The sequence below is a fragment of the Mesorhizobium sp. M0145 genome, assembly GCF_040322355.1.
Classification (GTDB): Bacteria; Pseudomonadota; Alphaproteobacteria; order Rhizobiales; family Rhizobiaceae; genus Mesorhizobium.
Map to the genome: position 1 here is coordinate 232,562 of NZ_JAMYTK010000003.1, position 23,411 is coordinate 255,972.

At 63.2% G+C, this 23,411-nt stretch carries 25 protein-coding genes; 15 read left to right on the plus strand and 10 right to left on the minus strand.

The genetic code is table 11. The annotated features are described in order from the left end of the window. The first annotated feature begins 13 nt into the window (after positions 1-13). On the plus strand, positions 14-1,018 hold the full coding sequence (gene xdhC, locus NKJ28_RS08185) for a xanthine dehydrogenase accessory protein XdhC (RefSeq protein WP_352635052.1): 1,005 nt from the start codon (positions 14-16) through the stop codon (positions 1,016-1,018). 66 nt (positions 1,019-1,084) lie between these two features. Further along, positions 1,085-1,582 (plus strand): hypothetical protein, encoded by a 498-nt coding sequence (locus NKJ28_RS08190; RefSeq protein WP_352634926.1) that lies wholly within the window; start codon positions 1,085-1,087, stop codon positions 1,580-1,582. 43 nt (positions 1,583-1,625) lie between these two features. On the opposite strand, the gene dps is transcribed toward NKJ28_RS08190, so the two are convergent. The 4 genes from dps to NKJ28_RS08210 all read right to left on the minus strand — a co-directional run bounded on the left by dps (position 1,626) and on the right by NKJ28_RS08210 (position 5,520). Further along, positions 1,626-2,114 (minus strand): DNA starvation/stationary phase protection protein Dps, encoded by a 489-nt coding sequence (gene dps, locus NKJ28_RS08195; RefSeq protein WP_023676226.1) that lies wholly within the window; start codon positions 2,112-2,114, stop codon positions 1,626-1,628. A 146-nt stretch (positions 2,115-2,260) separates the two neighbouring features. Beyond that, the gene (locus NKJ28_RS08200) at positions 2,261-3,514 is read right to left on the minus strand and encodes an LLM class flavin-dependent oxidoreductase (protein WP_352590945.1); all 1,254 of its coding nucleotides are present in this window, start codon (positions 3,512-3,514) and stop codon (positions 2,261-2,263) included. After that, on the minus strand, positions 3,511-4,524 hold the full coding sequence (locus tag NKJ28_RS08205; protein ID WP_352634929.1) for an LLM class flavin-dependent oxidoreductase: 1,014 nt from the start codon (positions 4,522-4,524) through the stop codon (positions 3,511-3,513). Before NKJ28_RS08205 ends, NKJ28_RS08200 begins: the two co-directional genes overlap by 4 nt. 75 nt (positions 4,525-4,599) lie before the next feature. After that, positions 4,600-5,520: a LysR family transcriptional regulator gene (locus NKJ28_RS08210; RefSeq protein WP_352590951.1), complete on the minus strand. Its 921-nt coding sequence runs from the start codon at positions 5,518-5,520 to the stop codon at positions 4,600-4,602. Between the two features lie 141 nt (positions 5,521-5,661). Between NKJ28_RS08210 and NKJ28_RS08215 the strand changes: the two genes are divergently transcribed. The 4 genes from NKJ28_RS08215 to NKJ28_RS08230 all read left to right on the plus strand — a co-directional run bounded on the left by NKJ28_RS08215 (position 5,662) and on the right by NKJ28_RS08230 (position 10,211). Continuing rightward, complete coding sequence (locus NKJ28_RS08215) at positions 5,662-6,879, plus strand: urate hydroxylase PuuD (RefSeq protein ID WP_352590954.1); 1,218 nt, start codon at positions 5,662-5,664, stop codon at positions 6,877-6,879. Further along, complete coding sequence (guaD, locus tag NKJ28_RS08220) at positions 6,876-8,189, plus strand: guanine deaminase (protein WP_352590957.1); 1,314 nt, start codon at positions 6,876-6,878, stop codon at positions 8,187-8,189. The genes NKJ28_RS08215 and guaD overlap by 4 nt, the downstream gene beginning before the upstream one ends. A 74-nt stretch (positions 8,190-8,263) precedes the next feature. After that, the gene (locus NKJ28_RS08225; RefSeq protein ID WP_352590960.1) at positions 8,264-8,770 is read left to right on the plus strand and encodes a heme-degrading domain-containing protein; all 507 of its coding nucleotides are present in this window, start codon (positions 8,264-8,266) and stop codon (positions 8,768-8,770) included. Between the two features lie 175 nt (positions 8,771-8,945). Then, positions 8,946-10,211, plus strand: a complete 1,266-nt coding sequence (locus NKJ28_RS08230; RefSeq protein WP_352590963.1) for a glycerate kinase type-2 family protein — start codon at positions 8,946-8,948, stop codon at positions 10,209-10,211. A gap of 1 nt (position 10,212) precedes the next feature. On the opposite strand, the gene NKJ28_RS08235 is transcribed toward NKJ28_RS08230, so the two are convergent. The 3 genes from NKJ28_RS08235 to NKJ28_RS08245 form a co-directional block, all read right to left on the minus strand. Next, positions 10,213-10,935, minus strand: a complete 723-nt coding sequence (locus NKJ28_RS08235) for a UdgX family uracil-DNA binding protein (RefSeq protein WP_352635054.1) — start codon at positions 10,933-10,935, stop codon at positions 10,213-10,215. Between the two features lie 86 nt (positions 10,936-11,021). After that, complete coding sequence (locus NKJ28_RS08240) at positions 11,022-12,443, minus strand: glutamine synthetase family protein (protein WP_352634932.1); 1,422 nt, start codon at positions 12,441-12,443, stop codon at positions 11,022-11,024. A 14-nt stretch (positions 12,444-12,457) separates the two neighbouring features. Then, positions 12,458-13,840 (minus strand): aspartate aminotransferase family protein, encoded by a 1,383-nt coding sequence (locus NKJ28_RS08245; RefSeq protein ID WP_352568393.1) that lies wholly within the window; start codon positions 13,838-13,840, stop codon positions 12,458-12,460. A gap of 157 nt (positions 13,841-13,997) precedes the next feature. Between NKJ28_RS08245 and NKJ28_RS08250 the strand changes: the two genes are divergently transcribed. Then, the gene (locus NKJ28_RS08250) at positions 13,998-14,453 is read left to right on the plus strand and encodes a hypothetical protein (protein ID WP_352634934.1); all 456 of its coding nucleotides are present in this window, start codon (positions 13,998-14,000) and stop codon (positions 14,451-14,453) included. An 8-nt stretch (positions 14,454-14,461) separates the two neighbouring features. Here the strand turns inward: NKJ28_RS08250 and NKJ28_RS08255 are convergent, their stop codons facing one another. Next, positions 14,462-15,436 carry a WD40 repeat domain-containing protein gene (locus tag NKJ28_RS08255; RefSeq protein ID WP_352634937.1) on the minus strand — a complete coding sequence of 325 codons (975 nt, stop codon included), beginning with the start codon at positions 15,434-15,436 and terminating at the stop codon, positions 14,462-14,464. 254 nt (positions 15,437-15,690) lie between these two features. After that, complete coding sequence (locus NKJ28_RS08260; protein ID WP_352590975.1) at positions 15,691-16,758, minus strand: CobW family GTP-binding protein; 1,068 nt, start codon at positions 16,756-16,758, stop codon at positions 15,691-15,693. A 197-nt stretch (positions 16,759-16,955) separates the two neighbouring features. Between NKJ28_RS08260 and NKJ28_RS08265 the strand changes: the two genes are divergently transcribed. Both NKJ28_RS08265 and NKJ28_RS08270 read left to right on the plus strand, forming a co-directional pair. Then, positions 16,956-17,678: an intradiol ring-cleavage dioxygenase gene (locus NKJ28_RS08265; RefSeq protein ID WP_352620710.1), complete on the plus strand. Its 723-nt coding sequence runs from the start codon at positions 16,956-16,958 to the stop codon at positions 17,676-17,678. 203 nt (positions 17,679-17,881) lie between these two features. Beyond that, positions 17,882-18,364: a MarR family winged helix-turn-helix transcriptional regulator gene (locus NKJ28_RS08270; RefSeq protein ID WP_254816029.1), complete on the plus strand. Its 483-nt coding sequence runs from the start codon at positions 17,882-17,884 to the stop codon at positions 18,362-18,364. A 1-nt stretch (position 18,365) separates the two neighbouring features. On the opposite strand, the gene NKJ28_RS08275 is transcribed toward NKJ28_RS08270, so the two are convergent. Continuing rightward, entirely contained in the window at positions 18,366-19,139 is a 774-nt protein-coding gene (locus NKJ28_RS08275) for an AraC family transcriptional regulator (protein ID WP_352635055.1), read from the minus strand. On the opposite strand from NKJ28_RS08275, the gene NKJ28_RS08280 reads away from it, so the two are divergent. From NKJ28_RS08280 to NKJ28_RS08305, 6 genes are all read left to right on the plus strand, one after another. Then, entirely contained in the window at positions 19,092-19,226 is a 135-nt protein-coding gene (locus NKJ28_RS08280) for a hypothetical protein (protein WP_352635070.1), read from the plus strand. The two genes, NKJ28_RS08275 and NKJ28_RS08280, sit on opposite strands and share 48 nt — an antisense overlap. Before the next feature lie 64 nt (positions 19,227-19,290). Continuing rightward, the gene (locus NKJ28_RS08285; protein WP_352568386.1) at positions 19,291-19,698 is read left to right on the plus strand and encodes a DUF2000 family protein; all 408 of its coding nucleotides are present in this window, start codon (positions 19,291-19,293) and stop codon (positions 19,696-19,698) included. 197 nt (positions 19,699-19,895) lie between these two features. After that, entirely contained in the window at positions 19,896-20,780 is an 885-nt protein-coding gene (locus tag NKJ28_RS08290; RefSeq protein ID WP_036238364.1) for a DMT family transporter, read from the plus strand. Between the two features lie 68 nt (positions 20,781-20,848). After that, complete coding sequence (locus NKJ28_RS08295) at positions 20,849-21,871, plus strand: LacI family DNA-binding transcriptional regulator (protein WP_023676245.1); 1,023 nt, start codon at positions 20,849-20,851, stop codon at positions 21,869-21,871. Then, entirely contained in the window at positions 21,868-22,848 is a 981-nt protein-coding gene (locus tag NKJ28_RS08300; RefSeq protein ID WP_023676246.1) for a 2-hydroxyacid dehydrogenase, read from the plus strand. The genes NKJ28_RS08295 and NKJ28_RS08300 overlap by 4 nt, the downstream gene beginning before the upstream one ends. Before the next feature lie 154 nt (positions 22,849-23,002). Next, entirely contained in the window at positions 23,003-23,398 is a 396-nt protein-coding gene (locus NKJ28_RS08305; protein WP_031211664.1) for a hypothetical protein, read from the plus strand. Positions 23,399-23,411 lie beyond the last annotated feature (13 nt).

Here is a 23,411-nt window from a genome sequence, read left to right on the forward strand (position 1 = left end):
GGGAACGCGAATGATGAACGCGAAAGTGCAGAGCCTGAAAGCCTTTCTTGCCGGTGCCGGCCGGGTCGCCTTGGTTGAGGTGGCCGGGACAAAAGGTTCGACGCCGCGCGAGACGGGTGCCCTCATGCTCGTCTCGGGATCGGCCACTTTCGGCACGATCGGCGGCGGCCAGCTCGAATACATGGCGATCGACAAAGCGCGGCAGATGCTTTTCTCCCCCCTTGAGGGGGAGATGGCCGCGAAGCGGCCAGAGGGAGTCGTCTCAGAAGGCACCGCCAGCGCGTCGAGCACTGCCGCGGCGACCCCACCCGGCGGCTTCGCCGCCACCCTCCCCTCAAGGGGGAGGGATACCCTCGACATCGCGCTCGGCCCGGAGATCGGGCAGTGCTGCGGCGGCAGGGTCGAGCTGCTGATCCGGCTGGTCGACCCCGCGCTTGAAGCCAAGCTGGTTGCGGCGGCGGAAGCCGAGGAAGCGCAGCTACCGCATGTCTACATCTTCGGCGGCGGCCATGTCGGCCAAGCGCTGGCCTCCGCGATGGCCTTGCTGCCGGTGCATGTCGTCGTTGTCGAGACGCGAGCCGAGGCGCTGGAGGGCATGCCGGAAGCGGTAGAAACAAGCCTGACGCCGATGCCTGAGGCAATGGTGCGCGAAGCCCCGGCTGGATCCGCCTTCGTCGTCCTCACCCATGACCATGCGCTGGACTTCCTGATCGTCGCCGAGGCGCTGAAACGCCGGGATGCCGCCTATGTCGGCATGATCGGCTCCAGAACCAAGAAGGCGACCTTCCGGAACTGGTTCCTTAAGTCGGCGGACGGAAGCGAGGCGGAATTTGCCCGCCTCGTCTCGCCGATCGGCGGCGATACGGTGAAAGACAAGCGCCCGCAGGTGATCGCCGCACTCGCCGCAGCCGAAATCATGACGGCATTGGCGAGGTATTATTTACCCGTCGACGGGCCAAAATATTCCCAATCACCGGGCGGTGGTCGGTCGACCGCATCATCGTCGCAGACTTTTTGATGCTATGAACGAAAGACTGGAGCAGTTGGCGCGTAAGGCCGAGAAAAACACGAGCAGCACATATTGATGAAACAGCTTGTCATAGCTCTTCTGGCTGCTTTTGCAGTTTTCTTGGCGTCTACAATAGGATCGCGAACGCCCGCTGCGCGACACGCCGGCGGGCAAACACTCCGCGCCACCTGGTTTGTGCATGTGTTTGCGGTCCTGCTTGCGGGCTTTATCGCGGTCGTTGTGGTTGCCGGACACAGCGAAACACCGAGCGAGCAACTTCCCTGGATTTTTGGTCTACTGGTTGGCTTTGGTCTGAGCCTGATCGGGTGGATTTGGTTCTTTTATGTTCGCGTAGTCTTTTGGAATGTCGAGGGAATAGGAATCCGGCAGCCATTCATGCCGCCTCGATTTATTCGGTGGGAAGACATCGAATGGGCTGGTCGCAAATGGACAGGAGATTTCCAGCTTCGTTCCAAGAAAACCAGCATTGGCTACACCGCGTTCCAGGGCGGACACGATGAGCTAAATCGCCGGGTGAAGCTTGAGGTGCCGAAGTTCGAGAGGAATTTCTAATCGAACCCCGGCGCGCCGAGCAAATAGCGCCGTCCAAAAAGAGCTATTCCTTCTCCTGCGTGTGCGCCTCAAGGAACCACAGCAATTTGTCGAGCGAGCGCGAATAGGCGGTGAAGATGTCGGCGGTATCGGCGTCGCCCGCGCCAGCCGCTTCGTCGATCGCGGCGCGTGCCCGCTTGGCGGTCGCGGCATAGCGGTCGATCAGCGCCGCCAGATGGTCTCGGGTCTTGTGGATGTCGGTCGGATAGGCCTCCAGCATAGTCGCCTTCGACACCTCCTGCGAGGTGCCGAGCGCCGTGCCGCCGAGCTGTACGGCGCGCTCGGCAATGGTGTCGACATGGCCGTCGATCTCCTCGCGGAACGTGTCGAGCATCTCGTGGATGGCGATGAATTGCGGTCCCTTGACGTTCCAGTGCGCCTGCTTGGTGATCAAGGCCAGATCGATGGCGTCGGCGAGGCGGGCATTGAGAAGATCGATACACTCTTTCTTGGCATTGGATTGCAGGTCATTGCGGGTGGCGATGGCATCCATGATCGGCTCCTGTGGCGGTTGCGTCCGCGTGGTTTGAAAAGAGGGCGAAGTTTGGGATGGTCAATCGAATATGCGCGCAGACGCCCTCATCGCCGCGGCACAGCATCCCAAAACGGCGATCTCCGACTTTCGTTCCGCTCGTCGTTTTACGCCGGCGTTTTCAAGCCCAGATGGTCGCGCAGCGTGCTACCTTCATAATCCTTCCGGAAAAGCCCGCGCCGCTGCAGCTCCGGCACGACAAGCGTGGCAAAGGCTTCGAGTTCGCCGGGAAAATAGGATGGCATGACGTTGAAACCGTCTGCCGCGCCGCCCTCGAAGCGTGCCTCGAGCTGGTCGGCGATCTGGGCCGGAGTTCCGACGACGCGCCAATGACCGCGCGCGCCGGCGAAATGACGGGCAAGCTGGCGAATGGACAGCTTGTCGCGGCGGGATTGCTCGATGACGAGCGCCTGCCGGCTCTGCATGCCTTCGCTGGCCGGCAGCTCGGGCAGCGGTCCGTCGATGGGATAGCGCGCGAGATCGGATATGCTGAGATAGCTGGAAAGCAGCGCGACGCCGACATCGTCCGGTATCAGCTCCTGCAGTTCATCATGTTTTGCCCGGGCTTCCGCTTCGCTTGCCGCGACGACCGGCGCGACGCCGGGCATGATCTTGACGTCCTCCGGCTCGCGCCCATGGGGCGCCAGCCGTCCCTTGAGGTCGTCGTAGAAGGCCTTTGCCTCCTCGAATGTTTGCGCCGCAGTGAACACCACATCGGCGGTCCGGGCGGCGAGATCGCGGCCCTCGTCCGACGCTCCTGCCTGAACCATGACCGGCGCACCTTGTGGCGAGCGCGGCAGATCGAGCGGGTCGCGCACCGAAAAACTTCTGCCTTCGTGTCCACCCTGGCCTCGCCAAAGGCCGGTAACCACGGCAGCGAATTCGCGCGCGCGTTCGTAGCGGTCCGCATGTGGGCGCAGTCCGGTCGAGCCGAAATTGGCGGCCTCGATCTGGCTCGCCGAAGTGACGAGGTTCCAGCCGGCTCGGCCACCGCTCAGATGGTCGAGCGACAGGAAGGTCCGCGCCAGTCCGTAAGGCTCGTTATAGCTCGTCGACGCCGTGGAGACGAGGCCGATGCGCTCCGTCTGGACGGCGAGCGCGGCAAGCAGGCTTATCGGCTCGAAGCCGATCGAGCGCGACGTTTGGCTGGCGATGTTGACATTGGCCTCGCGCACGCCGGCGGCGTCCTCGCAGAAGATCATGTCGAACTTGGCTGCTTCCGCCGTCCGCGCCAACTGGACGTAATGGTCGATGTCGATGCCGGCCGTGACATGCGCCTGCGGATGGCGCCAGGCGGCGATGTGGTGGCCTGTCGCCCACAGGAAGGCGCCGAGCTTCATCTGGCCTCGACCGGCGCTCATTGCCGATCCTCCCCTGCAAGCCCGAGATGGGCGCGCAGTGTCGCCGCGCTGTAGCCGGACCGGACAAGGCCGCGGCGGCGAAGCTCCGGCAGCACGAGACCGACGAAATCGTCGAGCGCCGATGTGAAGGGCATGGCGATGTTGAAACCGTCGCAGGCTTTCGAGCGAAAGCACTCTTCGAGCCTGTCCGCAAACAGGTCCGGCGCGGCGGTTATTTCGGCGCTGACGGTAACGTTCATCAGCACTTTCAGCGCCTCCGGACTGCGCCCGAAGGCAAGCGCACGGCGCTTCAGATCGCCAGCCTTCGCCGGCTCGATCGATGGCTCATCCAGCAGGACGACATCGGCGGTGCGGGCGGCGATATCCGTGTCGGGCTCGGACAGGCCGGACATGACCAGCATCGGCGTGTCCTGCGGCGACCGCGCCACGTTGAGCGGCCCGCGCACGGAAAAACATTCGCCCTTGTGGTCGAGCAAATGCATCTTTTCAGGATCGAAGAAGCGGCCGCCACTTTTGTCGAACAGCAGCGCGTCTGCGTCCCAGCCTTTCCACAAGCCTTGCACGATGCCGATGAATTCCTCGGCGCGCAGGCGGAAATCGTCGCCGGAAAACCCTTCCGGCCGGCTGAAATTGGCCGCCTCGCGCGGATCGGGAAACATGCTCGCGTTCCAGCCGGCGCGGCCATGGCTGATAATATCGAGCGAGGCGAAACGGCGTGCGAGGTTGTAGGGCTGGTGGGCGACCGTCGACGCCGCGGCGGCAAGGCCGATCCTGCTTGTCACCGTCGCCAGCGCCGCCACCAAGGTCGTTGCTTCGAAGCGCATTTGCCGGTTCGGCCCGCCTGCAACCGGCGCGGAATCGCCCAGCAACACCATGTCCAGACCGGCCGCTTCGGCTTCTTGCACGAACCGCGTCAGCAGACTGAAGTCCGAGCCGGCGTCGGGCGGATGGGAAGGGGCGGCTTCCGGAGACAGTGAAACGGCGAGACACATTGTGGCGCCGTTGGCCATCGCTTTTCCCTGTTGAGCGAGATTCCTTGAGAATTATCTCGCCGGCTGGACGGAAAGCAACCGGCCAGCCGGCGATCATTTGCCGGCCAGAATATCCCTGATCAGCCGCTGGCAGCGCTCGGCCATGAAATCGAGCAGCAGCCGCACCTTCGGATCCTGCAGCTTCTTATGAGGGTAGACGGCGGCGAACTGCACCGGCGTCGGCGGCGTGTTGCTCAGGATCACCTTCAGCCGCTGGTCGCGGATAAACGGCTCGACCTCGAAGCGCGGCTTGTTGATGATGCCGCGGCCGGACAGCGCCCAGCCGGTCAGCACGTCGCCATCATCGGTATCGTAGGGGCCGTGCACCTCGAATTTTTGCGGTCCGTTCGGCGTCTGCAGCGTCCAGACATATTCGCGCGCGCCGGAATAGCGCAGCATCAGGCAATCGTGCTTCTTGCCGATCAACTCCTGCGGCTCGGTAGGCTCGCCGCGCGCTTCCAGATATTGCGGAGCCGCCACCAGAACGCGTTCGCATTCCATGATGCCGCGCATCCTGAGGCTGGAATCCTCGATGATGCCCAGCCGGAAGGCAACGTCGATGCCTTCCTTCATGATATCGACATTGTGATCGGAAAGCCGGAGCCGCACCTCGATATCGGGGTACCTGTCGTGGAAATCCGGGATTCCGGATGCTACCAGCCGCCGCCCGAGGCCGAGCGGCGCTGTCACCTTTATGGTGCCGCGCGGCTGCCCGGATAACGCGCTGACCGCAGCTTCGGCCTCGGTGACCGCCTCCAGCACCTGCTTGGCGCCGGAGTAGAACACCGTGCCGTGCTCGGTCGGCATCAACTGCCGCGTCGTGCGGTTGAACAGCCTGACGCCCAGGTGCTTCTCGAGCTCCTTGATCCGATTGGAAGCGACCGCCGGCGAAATGCGCATGTCGCGCCCAGCCGCCGATAAATTGCCGAGCTCGACGACGCGAACGAAAACGGCGATGTTGTCGAGATAGGCCATGCGGCTTCCGTGGCTCTCATGTGGCTGCGTATGATCAGCCTAGTATTTTCCAATTTTTTTTGAAAGTCATCGTGCAGCTCGGCCCTTTCCGTTTGCGCTCCAGTCCGTAAAGTCAGTGGATCGGCAGGGACGATTTCTTTCATGATGGATTTCGCGATATTCTGGGATTGGCTGAGTTTCGCCGTGCGCTGGCTGCACGTCGTCACCGGTATCGCTTGGATTGGATCGTCGTTTTATTTCGTCGCGCTCGATCTCGGGCTGCGCCAGCGTCCGGGCATGCCTGCCGGAGCCTTCGGCGAGGAATGGCAGGTGCATGGCGGCGGCTTCTACCATGTGCAGAAATATCTGGTGGCGCCGGCTGAGATGCCCGAGCATCTGACCTGGTTCAAGTGGGAATCCTACGCCACCTGGCTGTCGGGCTTCGCCATGCTGTGCGTCGTCTACTATGCCGGTGCGGACCTGTTCCTGATCGATCCGAATGTGCTTGCCATGTCGGTGCCTACAGGCATCTTGCTGTCGCTGGCGACGATCGGCGTCGGCTGGGTGGTCTACGATCTCTTGTGCCGTTCGCCGCTCGGCAACAGCGACACCGGCCTGATGCTGGTGCTGTATGGGGTGCTGGTATTCATGGCCTGGGGACTGACCCACCTGTTCACCGGCCGCGCCGCCTTCCTGCATCTCGGCGCCATCACCGCGACGATCATGTCGGCCAACGTTTTCATGGTCATCATCCCCAACCAGAAGATCGTCGTCGCCGACCTGATCGCCGGCCGTAAGCCCGATCCGAAATACGGCAAGATCGCCAAGCAGCGCTCGCTGCACAACAATTACCTGACGCTGCCGGTTTTGTTCCTGATGCTGTCGAACCATTATCCGCTGGCGTTCGGGACAGAGTTCAACTGGGTCATCGCCTCGCTGGTGTTCATCATCGGCGTGCTGATCCGGCACTATTTCAACACCAGGCATGCGCGCAAAGGCAATCCGACCTGGACCTGGCTGGCGGCCGCCGTCCTGTTCGTCGTCATCATCTGGCTGTCGACGGCACCGAAGCTGCTGACCGGCGAGGTGAAGGCCTCGTCGGCTGCACAGGTCTACGTCGCCTCGGCGCATTTTCCCGCCGTGCGCGATACGGTGCTTGGCCGCTGTTCGATGTGCCACGCGGCGGAGCCGTCCTACGCGGGCATTTACCACGCGCCTAAGGGCGTGATGCTCGATACCGATGCCGGCATCGCCGAGCACGCCGGCGAGATTTACCTGCAGGCTGGCCGCAGCCACGCCATGCCGCCCGCCAACGTCACCCAGATCACCGACGAGGAACGGGCACTGCTGGTGGCATGGTTCGAAGGCGCAAGGAAATGACCGGCACGCTCCTGCGCGGCCGTACGCTGTCGTTTTTGCGCTGGCCCGAAACCATCGACGACCATTCCGCCTGGCGTTACGAGCAAGATGGCGGCCTGCTGATGCGCGACGGCAGGATCGTTGCCGCGGGCGCCTATGCCGAGGTCGAGAAAAAGGCGGGCGAGGGAACAAAAAAAATCGACCACAGGCCGCATCTGCTGCTGCCCGGGTTCATCGATGCGCACGCGCATTTTCCGCAGATGCAGGTCATCGCTTCCTTCGGCGCCGAGCTGCTCGACTGGCTGAACACCTACACTTTTCCGGAAGAGACAAAATTCCAGAACGCCCAGCATGGCCGCCGTATCGCCAGGCTGTTCCTGGATGAAGTATTGCGGCATGGCACCACGACAGTCGCGGCATATTGCTCGGTACACAAGGAATCTGCCGAAGCGTTCTTCGCCGAGTCGCACGACCGCAACATGCTCAACATCGCCGGCAAGGTGATGATGGACCGCAACGCGCCGGACGGCGTGCTCGACACGCCGCAATCGGGCTATGACGACAGCAAGGCGTTGATCGATGAGTGGCACGGCAAGGGACGCCAGCACTATGCCATCACGCCGCGCTTCGCCATCACCTCGTCGCCCGAGCAATTGGAGATGGCGGGCGCGCTCTGCCGCGAATATCCTGATCTGCACATGCAGACGCATCTGTCGGAAAACCACGCCGAGATCGCCTTCACGCAGCAATTATACCCGCAGACGCGGGACTACACCGATATCTACGAACACTATGGGCTGCTCGGGCGCAGAAGCCTGTTCGGCCATTGCATCCACCTGTCGGAACGCGAGGCGGATGCGCTTTCGGATAGCGGCTCGGTGGCGGTGTTCTGCCCGACCTCCAACCTGTTTCTCGGCTCGGGCCTGTTCGATTATCAGCGCTATAGCCGCCGCGAGAAGCCGCTTCGCATCGCCGCCGCCACCGATGTCGGCGGTGGCACCAACTATTCGATGCTGCGCACCATGGACGAGGGCTACAAGGTGATCGCGCTGAACGGCGAGAAGCTCAATCCGTTCCAGTCGTTCTGGCAATTGACCCGCGGCAATGCCGAGGCGCTGTCGCTTGCGGAAAAGATCGGCACCCTGGAGGAAGGCAGCGACGCCGATATCATCGTACTCGACGCCCGCGCCACGCCGGCGATGCGGCTGCGGGTGGAGACGGCGGACACGCTCGCCGAGGAATTGTTTCTGCTGCAGACGCTCGGCGACGACCGCGCCGTGCGCGAGGTCTATGTCGCCGGCCGGGCGGCCAAGGCGGATATAGCGGTTTAGCCGTCGTATGCGGCCGGCTTGACCGGGCGGCAGCCATCCGCCAAAGCAACAGGCGAGATCGACAGGGGAACGACATGGCCGTTGCGGACGACATCGCTCTGATCAAGAAACAGGAAGCCACGCTTGTCTTTTCGGCCTTCGATGAAGCCGTCGCTTTCGAGATCGGCTCGGCGATCCGCGACCGGGCTCTCGAGGAAAACCTGCCGATCATCGTCGATATCAGAACTTTCGACCGGCCGTTGTTCTATGCGGCAATGCCCGGCTCGAACGCCTCCAATCCGGACTGGGCGCGGCGCAAGATCAACGTCGTGCGGCGGTTCCTGAAAAGCACCTACCGCATTGTGCTGGAGCAGCAGCGCCCCGACCGCAGCTTCAAGCCCGGCGAGGGGCTGGACGTTGCCGACTATGTGCTGGCCGGTGGCGGCTTTCCCATCACTGTCAAGGGCGCTGGCGTCATCGGCGTGATCGCCGTCTCCGGTCTACCGGAGCGCGAGGACCACGGAGTGGTCGTCGATACGCTGTGTAGCTACTTGGGCGTCGATAGCCAGGAGTTGGTCCTGCCGCCGGAAGCAACATCGTGACGTTGGCGCTGCCCCTCATCCGCCTGCCGGCACCTTCTCCCCGCGTAGTGATGGGGAGAAGGGAAACGCTCCAACGCTGGCGATCCCCTCTCCCCGTCTCTATACGGGGAGAGGGTAAGGGTGAGGGGCAGCGCAAACGCCGCAGAAGCTCGCACAGCGTCCGTGGTAGCTCAGTATGACCGCGCTCGATCCCAAGTCCTTTCTCATTTCGATCTTCAACGCCGCCGTTGCCGCCGCCGATCCCCAGAGGACGATCAAGGATCATTTGCCCGCAAGGCCGAAGGGACGGACGATCATCATCGGCGCGGGAAAAGGCTCGGCGCAGATGGCGGCGGCTTTCGAGAAAGTGTGGGACGGGCCGATCGAAGGGCTGGTCGTCACCCGCTACGGCTATGGAGCGGCCTGCCGGCGCATCGAGATCATCGAGGCGGCGCATCCGGTGCCGGATGCCGCAGGGCTCGAAGCTTCCCGGCGGCTGCTCGAAAAAGTCCAGGGACTGACTGCGGACGACCTCGTCGTGGCGCTCATTTCGGGCGGCGGCTCGGCGCTGCTGCCGTCACCTGCCGAAGGTCTGACGCTGGCCGACGAGATCGCCGTCAACGAGGCGCTGCTCGCCTCCGGCGCGCCGATCGCCGCGATGAACACCATCCGCAAACATGTTTCCACGATCAAGGGCGGCAGGCTGGCGGCCGCTGCCTATCCAGCCAAGGTGGTGTCGCTGGTGGTCTCCGACATTCCGGGCGATAACCCGGCGCTGGTCGCTTCCGGCCCGACCGTTCCCGATTCCGGCAGCCGCGAAGATGCATTAGCGTCGATCGCCGCCTATGACATGAAACTACCGGCTTCAGTGATGGCGCACATCAATTCGCCGGCCGCCGATGCACCGCGCGTCGATGATCCGCGTTTTTCGCGCAACGAGGTACATCTGATCGCCTCGGCCGGCGTATCGCTGGAAGCGGCTGCGGCCGAAGCCAGGTACCAAGGTATCGAAGCGGTCATTCTCTCCGATTCCATCGAGGGCGAGGCGCGTGAGGTCGGCGGCGTCCACGCTGCAATCGCGCGCGAAGTGGCGACGCGCAACCGGCCATTCGCAAAACCGGTGCTGATCCTGTCGGGCGGCGAGACGACCGTGACCTTGCGCGCGAAAGGCAAAGGCGGCCGCAACTCGGAATTCCTGCTCGCCTTCGCCATTGGGATCAGCGGCATGGCGGGCGTCCACGCACTGGCCGCCGACACCGACGGCATTGACGGTTCGGAAGACAATGCCGGCGCCTTCGCCGACGGCTCGACAGTGTCGCGGATGCATAAGGCGGGCGTCGATGCCAAGGCCATGCTTGCCGGCAACAACGCCTGGACGGCATTCAATGCCGTAGATGACCTTTTCGTACCCGGTCCGACCGGCACAAACGTCAACGATCTCCGGGCGATATTGATCAAATAGCTCAGGCGGCCATTAGCTTTTTCACCGCTCTCATATCCTGCAGGAACCGGTCGCGTTCTGCCTGCCTGTCCGCCGGCTCGCGAATGCGCAGGATGAAGGACGGGTGGATGGTGACGAAGACACGCAAGCCATCGTCACGCTCCACGACGGCCCCGCGCATCTTCATGATCGGCACCACCTTACCAAGCAGCGCCTGCGCCGCCGTTGCGCCGAGCGCCACCGCCAGATTGGGCTTGATCAGATCGATTTCCTTGTCGAGCCACCAGCGGCAAGCCTGCACCTCGCCGGCGTTCGGCTTGGAGTGGATGCGCCGCTTGCCGCGCGGCTCGAACTTGAAATGCTTGACCGCATTGGTGACATAGACTTTCAGCCGATCGACGCCGGCATCGTCCAGGATCGCGTCAAACACCTTGCCCGCCGGACCGACGAAGGGCTTGCCCGCCAGGTCCTCCTGGTCGCCCGGCTGTTCGCCGACGAAGATCACCTTGGCTTTATCAGGGCCTTCACCGAACACGGTCTGCGTGGCGTCGTGCCATAGCGGACAGCGGCGGCAGATCTTGGCCGTTTCGCGCAGTTCAGGAATCGTCCTGGCGTCGATTTCTGTCGTTTCCGGAGACTTGCTTGCAGGCAAGCGTCTTGCCTGCACCTTGGCATGGTGCGGCGTCGGGGTTGTCTGCATCCTGGCGATCATGACTAAGGCGGCCTTGTTCGCTCCTGCAATCAGACACGCAATGAGCAAAGCCCGCCGAAGGTTCCGTTGAAATTATTCCGCATGGGCCTTCGACGGCGGATGGCCGACGATGTGATGCCCTACACCTCGTGCAGATAGAGGTGATAATCCAGTTCGCTGACCGTGCGCGCCACGCGCAGATATTCCGATTGCTTGATCGCCACGAACGTCCGGTGCAGGTCTTCGCCCAATGCGTCCTTGAGGAAGGTCGACGCCCTTGCCGCCTCGATCGCGGCACGCCAGTCGACCGGCATCGTCGTGAGCGTGACGGCCGATTCGTAGCCATTGCCGGTGGTTTCGGGACCGGGATCGAGGCCTTCGTCGAGGCCTTTGACGACACCGGCCAGCACCGTTGCTGCCACTAGGTAAGGATTCGCGTCGACGCCCGATGGCCGGTGCTCGATGCGGCGGTTCTTGGCATCGCCGGCCGGCACACGCAGTGCCACCGAACGGTTGTTGACGCCCCAGGTCGGCGCCACCGGCGCATAGGATTGCGAGACGAAGCGCCGCCATGAATTGGCATGCGGCGCGAAGACCAGCATCGATTCCGCCATCGTCTGGATCAGTCCGCCGAGGCCGCGCAGCAGCGGCAGAGACCAGCTTTCGCCGCCGGTTTCGGCAAAGACATTCTTGCCGGCATCGTCCAACAGCGAGACATGAAAATGCATGCCCGAGCCGGCATATTTCTCGATCGGCTTGGCCATGAAGCAAGCGGTGACACCATGACGGCGCGCCTGCGCCCGCACCAGTCGCTTGAGCATCACGAGATCGTCGGCCGCCCGCATCACATCCTTGCGGTAGTTGAGCGTCAGCTCGTACTGGCCGGGCGCATATTCCGAGATGATCGTCTCGGCCGGGATGCCTTGCACCTTGGCTGCGGCGTAGATGTCGGAAAACAGCGGCTCCATGCCGTGCAGATGGTCGACGGAATAGACCTCCGTCTTGGCCGAGCGGCGTCCGTCAAGCACCGCGTGCGCCGGCTGCACCTTGCCTTCGGCATCGCGCTCGTTGGCGAGCAGGAAGAATTCGAGCTCGAAGGCGCCGGCCGGATGCAGGCCCTTGGCCGCGAGGATGTCTACCTGGCGGGCGAGTGCCAGCCGCGGGTCGGACGACATCGGCTGGCCATCGAGATGGTACATCGCCATCAGCACCTGGCCGCGCGGCGGCTGGGTGCCGAACAGCGGCACCAGTGTGCCGGGGATCGGCCACGCCCGCAGGTCGCCGTCGCCCGTCGTCCAGATCAGCCCGGTCTCGTGAACATCCTCGCCGGTGATGTCGAGGCCGAGGATCGAGATCGGCATGTGCCGGCCCCCCTCGAAGATGCTCATCAACTCATGCCGGCGCACGATCTTGCCGCGCCCGACGCCATTGGCGTCGGTCAGCACGATGTCGAACGCTTCGATCTCGGGATGAGCGTCGAGAAAGGCCTGCGCCTCGGCGGGCGTCGAGCCCGAAGGGGATGCCGTGACCAGGTTCAAACTTTGCTTGGGCGCTTGTTTCATGCCGAAAGCTTGTCTCACGCCGTAAGCTTTGCCGCAACCGCGCCGAAGGCAGTGATCAGCCGGTTCACCTGGGCGGCGCTGGTCGTAGGAGAGATCAGCATCATGTTGTGGAAGGGTGCGATCAGCACGCCGCGATTGACCAGCGCGACATGGATTGCCGCCTCGAGCTCCGGCACGTGCGCAGCTTCCGCTTCGCCGCCGTTCCTCAGCGGGCCCGGCGCGCAGATGAACTCGACACGGGCACCGACGCGAGCAACATGCCAGGGCAGACGATAGCGATCGATGACGGCGGTCAGCCCGGCGTCGAGCCGCTGCGCCAGATGGTCCATATGGCTGTAGTTCTCGTCGGTCATGACGTATTCGAGCGTGGCGCGCATCGCTGCGAATTGCAGCGGATTGGCCGACAGCGTTGTCCCCATGCCGGAGTAGCCGGGCTCTTTCCGGCTGATATAAGCGGCATAGCGGGCCGCAACGTCTTCGCTCATGCCCCAGACGCTCGCCGGTACGCCGCCGGCAATCGGCTTGCCCAGCACGAACAGGTCCGGCTCCAGCCCGTATTTGCTTGTATAGCCGCCGGGACCGGTCGAGATTGTATGCGTCTCGTCGATTAGAAGCAGCGTGCCGGTCGCACGGGTGAGACGCCGCAAGCCATCATGAAAGCCGGCTTCGGGCAGCACCATGCAGGAATTGGTCAGCACCGGCTCGGCGATGACGCAGGCGACATCGTTGCCCCGGAGTGCCGCGTCGAGCGCCGGCAGATCGTTGAACTCGACGACATCAGTCGCCCGCGTCAGGTCGCGGAACTCGCCGGCCAGTCCCGGTCGATTCACCGCTTTCCCGGCGACCAGCCGCACCATCGTCTCGTCGACCGAGCCATGATAGCAGCCGTTGAAGACCAGTATCTTCTCCCGGCCGGTAACGGCGCGGGCAACCCGCAGCGCGAAGCGGTTGGCATCGGTCGCCGTCGTCGCAATCTGCCACGACAGCAAACCGAAGCGCTGCTGCAGCAACGGCCCGATGGCGAGCGCGTTCTCGGCAGGCAGCATGTAGGTCAGGCCGCGTCCGGCCTGCCGGCGGATGGCGCGGGCGACGGGCGGCGGCGAATGACCGAACATCGAACCGGTGTCGCCAAGGCAGAAATCGTCGAGCCGGTTGCCGTCGATATCTCTGATGATGGCGCCCCTGGCACTATCGACGAGGATCGGGAATGGCGTCGGCCAGTCGTTCATCCAATGCATCGGCACGCCGCCGAAGAAGCCGGGCAGGCCATTGCCGATTTTCGCCATCGATTTTGGCCGCGCCCGGCGGAAGACTTCTGCCTCGGTCGCGCGCAACTCGACGATCCGGGCCGGGCCGATGCCGCCGATGCAAGTCTTTGAATGGTTCATGACGTTCATGGCGGCCCTCTCAGTCGCACTTTAGACAATCGGCATCCGCCACCGCAATTGGCCGGGCGGCTGCCCTGTGTTGGGTCAGCGGTCATTTGAATGAAAACAGGCGCTTGACCGCGAGCCGCCTTCGGGCGCCAATGGTACTTCGGCTGGAGGGCATAAGATGGTGCGGGCGATCGTCTGCGCAGCAACGCTGCTGTCGTCGGTTGGTGCGGCTCTGGCGTCCGGCGGCATCTGGTGTTCCGCCGAGGATGCAGCCGTCAAATTTCAGGTCGGTGCCGGGATCACCAGAGGCATGGGCGGGCCGACCTTCAATTTTAGCGGCGAGCTCGAGATTCTGGGCAGGCCGGCTGGCGACAGTCTGCGCGAGACATTGTTCGAGGATCAGAACCTCACGCAATATTGGCTCGACAACAAGGAATTGCGGCTGCTCGTCTACCACGAACGGCAGGTCGAAAACGCCTACGGCTATGTCGAACTGGCGATCCTGACCAAGGCCAGCGACGAAGGCGTCTATGACGGTCGCTATTTGCTCTCAATCCATGATGTAACGGCCGATGCCGAAAAGGACGGCAAACCGGCTGAATTGACCGGCAAAGTATCTTGCGGAGCCGAGTAAGTAACAGGCTACGCCGAAATATCGATGACGCCGCAGTCGCCCGCAGCGCTGCCAAAGGCGACGCGGCGCTCTTCCTTGTCCCACATCATCGAAGTGACGGCGCCCTTGCCCGGCCGGCGCAACAGCACTTCCTTGGCGTCGGCGAAGCGCACCGCCATCACCATCCCGTCATCATAGCCGATAGCAACGACGTCCTGGCTCGGGTGACAGGCGACGGAGGTGACCATCGCATTGCCGCGCGTGCCGAGTTCCAGCGGCGCCTTGCCCATCGGCCCGTCTTTGCCGGAAAACGGCCAGACGATCGCCGCCGGCGCGCCGGAACTCGCCAGCCATTTGCCCTTGGCGCTCCACGACAGGCTTTTCACCTTGCCGGGGTAGCCGGACATGCGCATGTGCTTGCCGTCGGCCAGCTTCCAGCCATGCAGCGCGTTTTCCTGCATGGTGGTGACGACGAAGCCGCCGTCCGGCGAGAAGGCGATGCCGGTGTGGGCGCCGGCCCATTCGAGCTCGACCGGCTTGCCGTCGGCAGCCGGGAAGTGCAGCGTCGCGCCATTGTAGCGGGCAACGCCGAAGCGCATGCCCTTGGGCGAGAAGGCCAGTCCCTCGACGGAGCGCGGATGCGCGAATTCTTTCGTCTTGCCGTCGGCAAAGCGCACATAGGCGGTCTTGCCCGACGCGAAGGCGATGGCGCCTTGCGGCCCTGCAGCGACGCTGGTGATCCATTTCTTGCCGGCGCTCGCCAATTCCCCGGCCTCGCCGCCAGCGGTGACGGCAAAGACCTTGCCGTCCTCGCCGCCGGTGATCAGCCGGTCGTTGGCCACGTCATGGAAGGCGGCGAGCAGCCCGTCATTGGCCTGCACCGTCTTGTGGCCATGGTCGAGCCGGTGGATCGCGCCGTCGGCCAGCGCGAAATGCGGCACGTCGCCGAGGAAGACGGCGGCAACGCAGTGGCCTTCGAGATCAAGCGGGGCGACGGTGGGCATGCGAACTGTTCCATTAGATTGTTTGGTCGCCTTGCCGCCATTGGAGGAAAGCGTGGCTAGGTTCGACGCGACCTTCTCCCCTTGTGGGAGAAGGTGGATTGGCGCGCAGCGCCAAGACGGATGAGGGGTGCTGGACGGAGTGCCGTCCTTGCCAAGCTGGAACACCCCTCATCCGACCGAGCTTTCGCTCGGCCACCTTCTCCCACAAGGGGAGAAGGAGAGAAGGGCAGCGCTAGCGCTATAAAGTCCGGAAATCAAGCCGCCTGGCAGGCCTCGAAGCTTGTCTTCAGTCGCTCGGCGTCGAGTTCGCGGCCGATGAACACCAGCCGGCTCTCGTGCTTCTCGTCGTCCTTCCAGGCGCGCTGGTGGTCGCCCTCGATGATCATGTGCACACCCTGGATGACATAGCGCTCGTCATCGCCTTTCAGCGCAATGATCCCTTTCAGCCGCAGGATGTTCGGGCCTTCCATCTGGGTGACCTTCTCGATCCACGGGAAGAACTTTTTCGGGTCCATCTCGCCGCCGCGCAGCGACACCGACTGCACAGTCACGTCATGGATGTCGGAAGGGTGCGCATGATGATGCCCGTCATGATCGTGGTGATCATGGCCGTCGTGATCATGGTGATGGTGGTCATGATCATGATCATGATGGTCGTGATCGTCATGCGCCTCGAGGAAGTGCGGATCGTTCTCCAGCGCCCGGGACAGGTCGAACGCACCGCGATCGAGCACCTCGGACAGCGCCACGCTGGCGCGTGTGGTGCGATGGATTCGTGCCGCCGGGTTGATGGCGCGGATCGTCGCCTCCACCTTGCTCAGCTCTTCGGGGGTGACCAGATCGGTCTTGTTGAGTACGACGACATCGGCAAAGGCGATCTGGTCCTCGGCCTCTCGGGAATCCTTCAGACGCAGCGGCAGGTGCTTGGCGTCGACCAGCGCCACCACCGCATCGAGCTTGGTCTTGGAACGCACGTCGTCGTCCATGAAGAAGGTCTGCGCCACCGGCACGGGATCGGCGAGGCCAGTGGTCTCGACGAGGATGGCGTCGAAGCGGCCAGGCCTGCGCATCAGGCCTTCGACGACGCGGATCAGGTCGCCGCGCACGGTGCAGCAGACGCAGCCATTGTTCATCTCGTAGATTTCCTCGTCGGATTCCACGATCAGCTCGTTGTCGATGCCGATCTCGCCGAATTCATTGACGATGACGGCGTAGCGCTTGCCATGGTTTTCCGAAAGGATGCGGTTGAGCAGTGTCGTCTTGCCGGCGCCGAGATAGCCGGTGAGGACGGTTACGGGGATCTGCGTCTGTGCGTCGCTCATATTGTGCCTCGAATAGGGATTGTCGGCTCCATATAGGATGTGTGCTCGGCTTTTGCACGAGGCAAACCGGTGGGCCAAAGAGGGGCTGGTATTGCCGAACTTTCCTCACATTACCGAACTTTCATTGGCGCCGCCTGACAGCGGGCCCTAGATAGGCGGGGTCATTTACGGAGCTGTTCGCGTTGAAGAGGCGCCAGATGTCCGACAAGTCGTTGCCACTAAGCCGTCGGCAGGCGCTCGGTCTCGTTGCGGTTACCGCTGGCGGCATATTCCTGCCCGCCGGTGCAAGGGCCGGGCAGGTTTCGCCCTATGCCGGGCTTGCTTTGTTCGAAGCCGGTGCCGGCGTCTGCGCCATCACGCCCGAGGTCACCGAAGGGCCGTTCTATTTCGACCCGAAGCTCGAACGCGCCGATATCACCGAGGGCAAGAAGGGCATCGGCCTCAATGTGCGGCTGCAAATCGTCGACGCCGCCTGCCAGCCGCTTCCCGGCGCACGCGTCGATATCTGGCATTGCGACGCCCAAGGCAGCTATTCCGGCTATCCCGGACAGGGCGACGGGCAGGATATCGACACGTCCGGCCAGAGCTTTCTCCGCGGCTGGCAGAGAACCGATGAAAGCGGCATCGCTTCTTTCGCCACCATCTATCCCGGCTGGTATCGCGGCCGCACCACCCACATCCATTTCAAGATCTTCCCCGACGACCGCTCGGTGATGACCGGCCAGATGTTCTTCCCCGACAGCCTCAGCGAGCAGATATTCGCCACCGTCGCGCCTTATAAAGATCGCCCCGGCAAACGCGATACATCGAACGCGCGGGACGGCATTGCGCGGCAGGCCGGGCCGCTGTCGCAGGCAGCGCTGCGGGAAATGGCGGACGCCTATCAGGCGTTGATGGTGGTCGCGGTGAAAGCCGGTTGAGAACACCTCGTCACGTCTTCATCCAGCCATTGCGGAAAGTCGTTTGTCATCTAACTGAAATAAACATCTGGCATTAGCCACGGCGAACACCGCGAAGCTTGCCGGCAAAGCTATTTTCCGAGCCGGAATGTTTTCGATCGTCATTGCCAATCGGCGGCCTGCTTCTATGCTGCCCGCTCCGGTTCGGCCGAGGAGGGATGAGCATGGCCAAGGCGGACAAGACTGCAACAATGAGCCGGCTGCATTCGGCGGCGCGGCTGGCGCGCACGGCGCTCGCCGCCCGGCTTCTGGCGCATGGTTTCTATGCCGGCCAGGACCAGATCATGCTGGCGCTCGACCGCGAGGACGGGCAGACGCCCGGCAACCTTGCCGGCCGCCTCGGCGTGCGTCCGCCGACCATCACCAAGACCATCAACCGGCTGCAGGCGCAGGGCTTTCTGGAGAAGCGGGCCTCGTCCGCCGATGCCCGCCAGGCGCATATTTTCCTCACCGACACCGGCCGCGAAATCATCCACGCCATCGAGAAGTCTGTGAAGAAGACCGAAAAGCAGGCATTGAAGGGTCTCGACAAGAAGGATCAGAAAGCGCTGTTCAAGCTGCTTGCCCGCGTCGAGGCGAACCTGTCGAACGGCGAAATGGTGCTCCCGGATGACGAACTCGATATCGAGGACAAGATGCTTGAATAGCTCACGCGTTCGCCGCTGACGGCTGCCGCGTCAGTGCCGACCAGCGTCCCGGTGTGACGCCGAACGCCTTCTTGAAATGCCGATTGAAATGGCTTTGATCACTGAAGCCGGCTGCGATGGCGATTTGCGCCAGCGGCTCGTCGGCTTCGATCATCCGACGGGCTCGTTGAAGCCGGCGCATCAACAGGAACCGGTGCGGGCTGGTGGAGAAGGTGGCGCGGAAATGCCGCGACAGGGCATAACGGTCCAATCCGGTTATCGCCTCCAATTCATCCGAACGTACAATCCGCGCGACATTTTCCTCCAGATAGTCGCGCGCCAGGCTGGCGGCGCGCCACGCAGTTTTCGCTACCGGTTTCGTCGGCTGACCGGCGTGCCGGGCCAAGCTTTGCATAAGCTGCGTCATGAAATCGACGACAAACAGCTCGTCCAGTTCCTGATTCAACGGCCCGAGCGCGGAAAGCAGCGTCGCCCGGAGATCGCGGTCTGTCACCACGGCATTCCCGACGAATGGTAGTGATCCGCCGCCGAGACAATCGAGCATCAGGGACGGCTCCAAATAGAGCATTCTGTATCGCAAGCCGTCTTCGGTGCCGGCACCGCCATCGTGCAGTTCGTCGGGATGAAGGATAATGATCTGGCCAGGCAGGCTCTGATGCGTTTGGCCGCGATAGCGGAAGCGCTGCACGCCATAAAACGTCACCCCGATCGCATAGGTGTCGTGGCGATGGAGATCGAAGGCATTGCCGTGGAACCGGGCCTCGATGCGTTCCATCCCGGCAGCACCGGGTGCCGGTACGATGCAGTTCTCGGCTGCATCCACGCACAAACGTCCAAGACCCTGAAAGGCTTCCCGGTCTAGATCGTGCGCCATCGCTTCACTCGCAGCCTCGGATTGGCCCCCTTTTCGGATTGGAAACTGTCGCATGTTCGATACGAAATTTGCAATCGTGCTCAAGGATGATCTTCCCGTCTGGCAAAAGCTCAATGTCACCGCCTTTCTGACCAGCGGCATCGTCGCGCAATTTCCCGACATTATCGGCGACCCCTACCGTGATCGCGCCGGCAATATCTACAACCCGCTGTCGATCCAGCCGGTCATCGTGCTTTCGGCGGACGGCCAGACGCTCGGCGCGATCCAGCGGCGGGCGCTGGAGCGTGGTGTGACGGTTTCGCTCTATGTCGAGGATATGTTTTCGACCGGGTATGATCTGGCCAACCGCGCCGTCTTTGCCGAATTTGCGCCGGAGGATGCCAAGGTGGTCGGCATCGCGCTTCGCGCCGAAAAGAAGCTCGTCGACAAGATCACCAAGGGCGCCCGCATGCACGCCTGAGTCGTCGGCCACTAGGTCGGCCACTGGGAAACAAACTGAGCCTGTCGGCGGCTGTCGTTGTGCCAGACTGTTTTGGCTTGCCCGCAGGCGACAATTGCCGCATTGGTGAGGGACCGCCTTGCTTCCCGTCCGGCCTGAAATTGAATGCTCCCCCAAGACAAGACGAAAGCGCGACATCGCCGGCGGCGATCCTGTGCATGCTTTCCGTCTATGTGTTTTTCACCTTCCTCGACACCAGCAGCAAGTACCTTGTGCTGGCCGGCGTCTCGGCGCTGATCGTCGCCTGGACCCGCTTCGCGGTCCATGTGCTGATCGTCGGCGTCTTTCTGCACGGATGGCGTGAGCCGCTGCGCTTTCGTCCCGCCAACCTGCCGGCGCATCTCACGCGCGGTCTGCTCCTGTTCGGATCGACGATATGCAACATTCTCGCGCTGCGGACGCTGCAGCTGGCGGAAACCACCTCGATCTACTTCTTCGGCCCGATGGTGATCACCGCGCTTGCCGGTCCGTTGCTAGGGGAATGGGCCGGCTGGCGGCGTTGGCTGGCGATCATGAGCGGCTTTGTCGGCGTCCTCATCATCACCCGGCCGGGCATCGGGGTTTTTGGCGTCGGCCATCTCTTTGCGCTCGGCTCGATGCTATCGAACAGTTTCTACGTCATCATGACGCGCCGCATGTCGGCGACGGAAACCTCGGAAAGCCTCATCCTGTTTTCGGCGCTGGCGCCGGCCGTGCTGCTGCTGCCGACACTGCCGTTTTCGCTTTCGTTGCCGCAGGATGGCTGGCACTGGTTCATATTGCTGATGCTGGGCGTCTTCGGCGCCATCGGCCATTGGCTTCTTGTGCAGGCCTATCGCCTTGCCACCACCACGGCCCTGGCCCCCTATCCCTATTCGCAGATGATCTGGATGATCATCTCCGGCCTGATCGTCTTCAACCAGTTTCCCGACCGCTGGACGCTGGCCGGTGCGACAGTCATCGTCGCCAGCGGCCTCTACATCGTCCACCGCGAGCACCGGCTTCGTGTGCGCAACCGCGCGACGCTGGACGCGGAGGCGGAAGCGCTGGCAAAAAAACTTTGATTTGCGCGGGATCGATGGCATAAGAGCCGGCCTTTAAACAGTTTAAATTGCTTCGGGAGCGCAGGGCGCTGGCACAGAAGATCAAGCTTTCCACCATCGCGGATGCGCTCGGCGTGTCCACGGCCACGGTCTCGCTGGCCTTGCGCGACAGCCCGCTGGTCGCCGGCGGCACCCGCGACCGCATCAAGGAACATGCCCGCGCCATCGGCTATATCTACAACCGCCGCGCCGCCAGCCTGCGCACCTCGCGCTCAGGCATAGTCGGCGTCGTCGTCCACGACATCATGAACCCGTTCTTTGCCGAGATATTGCGTTCGATCGAGAGCGAACTCGACCGCAGCCGGCAAACCTTCATCCTGTCGAACCACTACGACCAACTCGAGAAACAACGCACCTTCATCGACACGCTTCTGCAGCTCGGCGCTGACGGCGTCATCATGTCGCCGGCCATCGGCACACCGCCCGAAGACATAATCATGGCCGAGGAGAACGGTCTCCCGGCAGTGCTGATTGCACGCACCGTCGAAGGTGCCGACGTGCCGGTGTTTCGCGGCGACGATGCCTATGGCACCGGGCTTGCTACCAATCATCTGATCTCGCTTGGCCACAAGCGCATCGCAATGATCGGCGGTACCGACCAGACCTCGACCGGCCGCGACCGCTATCAGGGATATGTCAACGCCATGGAGGCGGCAGGGCTTGAGGTCAGGCCGTCCTGGCGCATCGCCGGCCCACGCACCAAGCAGGCCGGCTTCGAGGCCGCCGGGCAGTTCCTGGCGCTGAAGGACAGGCCGACCGCGGCCTGCTGCTGGAACGACCTCGTCGCCATCGGCCTGATGAACGGCATTGCGCGCGCCGGGCTGGTGCCGGGCATCGACATCTCTGTTACCGGCTATGACGACCTCGAGGAGGCGGCGATCGCGACGCCTGCGCTAACCACCGTCTGGAACGGCCAGCGCGAGGTTGGCCGCCGCGCCGCCAGCGCGCTGCTCGACAAACTCAACGGACAGACGGTGCGGCCGTCGCAGGAACTGATCAAGCCGGAACTGCATGTGCGCCAGTCGACCGGCAAACCGGTGGAACGTGCATGACAAAAACCAAACAGCAAGCTGTCGCCATTCTGGTGCCGGGCCAGTTCAACGATCATGCGGTCGGCCGCATCGACGGGGTGTTCAGCCGCGTCCGGATCGAACGCGCCGATCCGTCGCTGGTCACCGACGAGATGCGCCTTACGGTGCGCGGCATAGCCGCCTTTGGCGGCATAAGCGCCGCGTTGATGGACGCGCTGCCAAAGCTCGAGATTATCGCCAATTTCGGCGTCGGCTATGATTCGGTCGATGTCCGCCACGCCGCACGGCGCGGCATCATGGTCACCAACACACCGGATGTGCTGACCGAAGAGGTCGCCGATACGGCGCTCGGCCTGTTGATCAATACCATCCGCGAACTGCCGCGCGCCGAGGCCTGGCTACGCGACGGAAGCTGGCTGCGCAACGGCAACTATCCGCTGAGCCGGCTGACCTTGCGCGGGCGCCAAGTCGGTATCTTTGGCATGGGCCGCATCGGCCTCGCCATTGCCCGCCGGCTCGACGCTTTTGGGCTGCCCATTGCCTATCACAACCGGCGCCGCGTCGAAGGCCTGTCCTATGACTATCACCCGACGCTGAAAGGTCTCGCCGAGGCGGTCGACACACTGATCTCGGTGGCGCCCGGCGGGGCTTCGACGGAAAAGGCCGTCAATGCCGAAATTCTCTCGGCTCTTGGGCGGAACGGCGTCTTTGTCAACATCGGCCGGGGCAGCACGGTCGACGAACCAGCCCTTGCCGCCGCACTTGCCAGCGGCAGCATCGCCGCTGCCGGGCTAGACGTCTTTGCCGACGAGCCGAATGTGCCAGCGGCGTTGCTTGCCGCGCCCAACACCTCGCTTTTGCCACATGTCGGCTCGGCCTCGCAGCACACCCGCCGCGCCATGGCGGACCTGTGCGTCGAAAATCTGGTCTCGTGGTTTTCGCAGCGCAAGGCGCTGACGCCGGTGCCGGAGACGGCAAATGTCAAGGCAAGGCCGTAAGCGGGCTGCCATATCTATTAACTTCAGCTTAACCCTTCGGAATCATTCTGGTCCCTTCGCAGTGTCTGTCCGCCTGACAGGACATGACAGCAAGAGGAAGCGCGCCTCCCTGATCTCTTCGAACCGGCGCGCTTGAAATGCGCGGAGAACCAGGATGAAGACGCTTCCTGCATTGATGGCTGTCGCTGTACTGTTCGGCAGCGCCCAACTGTTTTACGCCGGTAGCGGTGAAAGCCGTGCGGCCAGTGAGTCACCGCCTTCATCCGGCAACTACAGGCTGGTAGCCCATGGCGACGAGGGGTCTTGTGCGGTCAGCCGCGGCGCCGAGATTTCGCAAGGCCTGTCGCTGTTGACGGTCGCAGCAAATTGCCGCCGGGTGTTGCCCGGCGTGGAGCAGGCGAAGTTCTGGCGAGAGCAGGATGACGGCACGGTCACCCTCAGCGCCAACGGCACCGATCCGATCGTCATGTTCTCAGTCGCCGACGGCGATGGTTACGAATCCTACGCGCCGGCGCTGCCGCTGCTGACGCTGGCGTCGGCCGGCAACTAGCGAGCGCGGCAGG

What these genes read in the sequence shown, in the direction of transcription:
- xdhC (WP_352635052.1), top strand. Translation starts at nt 14, where the DNA reads ATGAACGCGAAAGTGCAGAGCCTGAAAGCCTTTCTTGCCGGTGCCGGC.
- NKJ28_RS08190 (WP_352634926.1), top strand. Translation starts at nt 1,085, where the DNA reads ATGAAACAGCTTGTCATAGCTCTTCTGGCTGCTTTTGCAGTTTTCTTG.
- dps (WP_023676226.1), bottom strand. Translation starts at nt 2,114, where the DNA reads ATGGATGCCATCGCCACCCGCAATGACCTGCAATCCAATGCCAAGAAA.
- NKJ28_RS08200 (WP_352590945.1), bottom strand. Translation starts at nt 3,514, where the DNA reads ATGAGCGCCGGTCGAGGCCAGATGAAGCTCGGCGCCTTCCTGTGGGCG.
- NKJ28_RS08205 (WP_352634929.1), bottom strand. Translation starts at nt 4,524, where the DNA reads ATGGCCAACGGCGCCACAATGTGTCTCGCCGTTTCACTGTCTCCGGAA.
- NKJ28_RS08210 (WP_352590951.1), bottom strand. Translation starts at nt 5,520, where the DNA reads ATGGCCTATCTCGACAACATCGCCGTTTTCGTTCGCGTCGTCGAGCTC.
- NKJ28_RS08215 (WP_352590954.1), top strand. Translation starts at nt 5,662, where the DNA reads ATGATGGATTTCGCGATATTCTGGGATTGGCTGAGTTTCGCCGTGCGC.
- guaD (WP_352590957.1), top strand. Translation starts at nt 6,876, where the DNA reads ATGACCGGCACGCTCCTGCGCGGCCGTACGCTGTCGTTTTTGCGCTGG.
- NKJ28_RS08225 (WP_352590960.1), top strand. Translation starts at nt 8,264, where the DNA reads ATGGCCGTTGCGGACGACATCGCTCTGATCAAGAAACAGGAAGCCACG.
- NKJ28_RS08230 (WP_352590963.1), top strand. Translation starts at nt 8,946, where the DNA reads ATGACCGCGCTCGATCCCAAGTCCTTTCTCATTTCGATCTTCAACGCC.
- NKJ28_RS08240 (WP_352634932.1), bottom strand. Translation starts at nt 12,443, where the DNA reads ATGAAACAAGCGCCCAAGCAAAGTTTGAACCTGGTCACGGCATCCCCT.
- NKJ28_RS08245 (WP_352568393.1), bottom strand. Translation starts at nt 13,840, where the DNA reads ATGAACGTCATGAACCATTCAAAGACTTGCATCGGCGGCATCGGCCCG.
- NKJ28_RS08250 (WP_352634934.1), top strand. Translation starts at nt 13,998, where the DNA reads ATGGTGCGGGCGATCGTCTGCGCAGCAACGCTGCTGTCGTCGGTTGGT.
- NKJ28_RS08255 (WP_352634937.1), bottom strand. Translation starts at nt 15,436, where the DNA reads ATGCCCACCGTCGCCCCGCTTGATCTCGAAGGCCACTGCGTTGCCGCC.
- NKJ28_RS08260 (WP_352590975.1), bottom strand. Translation starts at nt 16,758, where the DNA reads ATGAGCGACGCACAGACGCAGATCCCCGTAACCGTCCTCACCGGCTAT.
- NKJ28_RS08265 (WP_352620710.1), top strand. Translation starts at nt 16,956, where the DNA reads ATGTCCGACAAGTCGTTGCCACTAAGCCGTCGGCAGGCGCTCGGTCTC.
- NKJ28_RS08270 (WP_254816029.1), top strand. Translation starts at nt 17,882, where the DNA reads ATGGCCAAGGCGGACAAGACTGCAACAATGAGCCGGCTGCATTCGGCG.
- NKJ28_RS08280 (WP_352635070.1), top strand. Translation starts at nt 19,092, where the DNA reads ATGGAGATCGAAGGCATTGCCGTGGAACCGGGCCTCGATGCGTTCCAT.
- NKJ28_RS08275 (WP_352635055.1), bottom strand. Translation starts at nt 19,139, where the DNA reads ATGGAACGCATCGAGGCCCGGTTCCACGGCAATGCCTTCGATCTCCAT.
- NKJ28_RS08285 (WP_352568386.1), top strand. Translation starts at nt 19,291, where the DNA reads ATGTTCGATACGAAATTTGCAATCGTGCTCAAGGATGATCTTCCCGTC.
- NKJ28_RS08290 (WP_036238364.1), top strand. Translation starts at nt 19,896, where the DNA reads ATGCTTTCCGTCTATGTGTTTTTCACCTTCCTCGACACCAGCAGCAAG.
- NKJ28_RS08300 (WP_023676246.1), top strand. Translation starts at nt 21,868, where the DNA reads ATGACAAAAACCAAACAGCAAGCTGTCGCCATTCTGGTGCCGGGCCAG.
- NKJ28_RS08305 (WP_031211664.1), top strand. Translation starts at nt 23,003, where the DNA reads ATGAAGACGCTTCCTGCATTGATGGCTGTCGCTGTACTGTTCGGCAGC.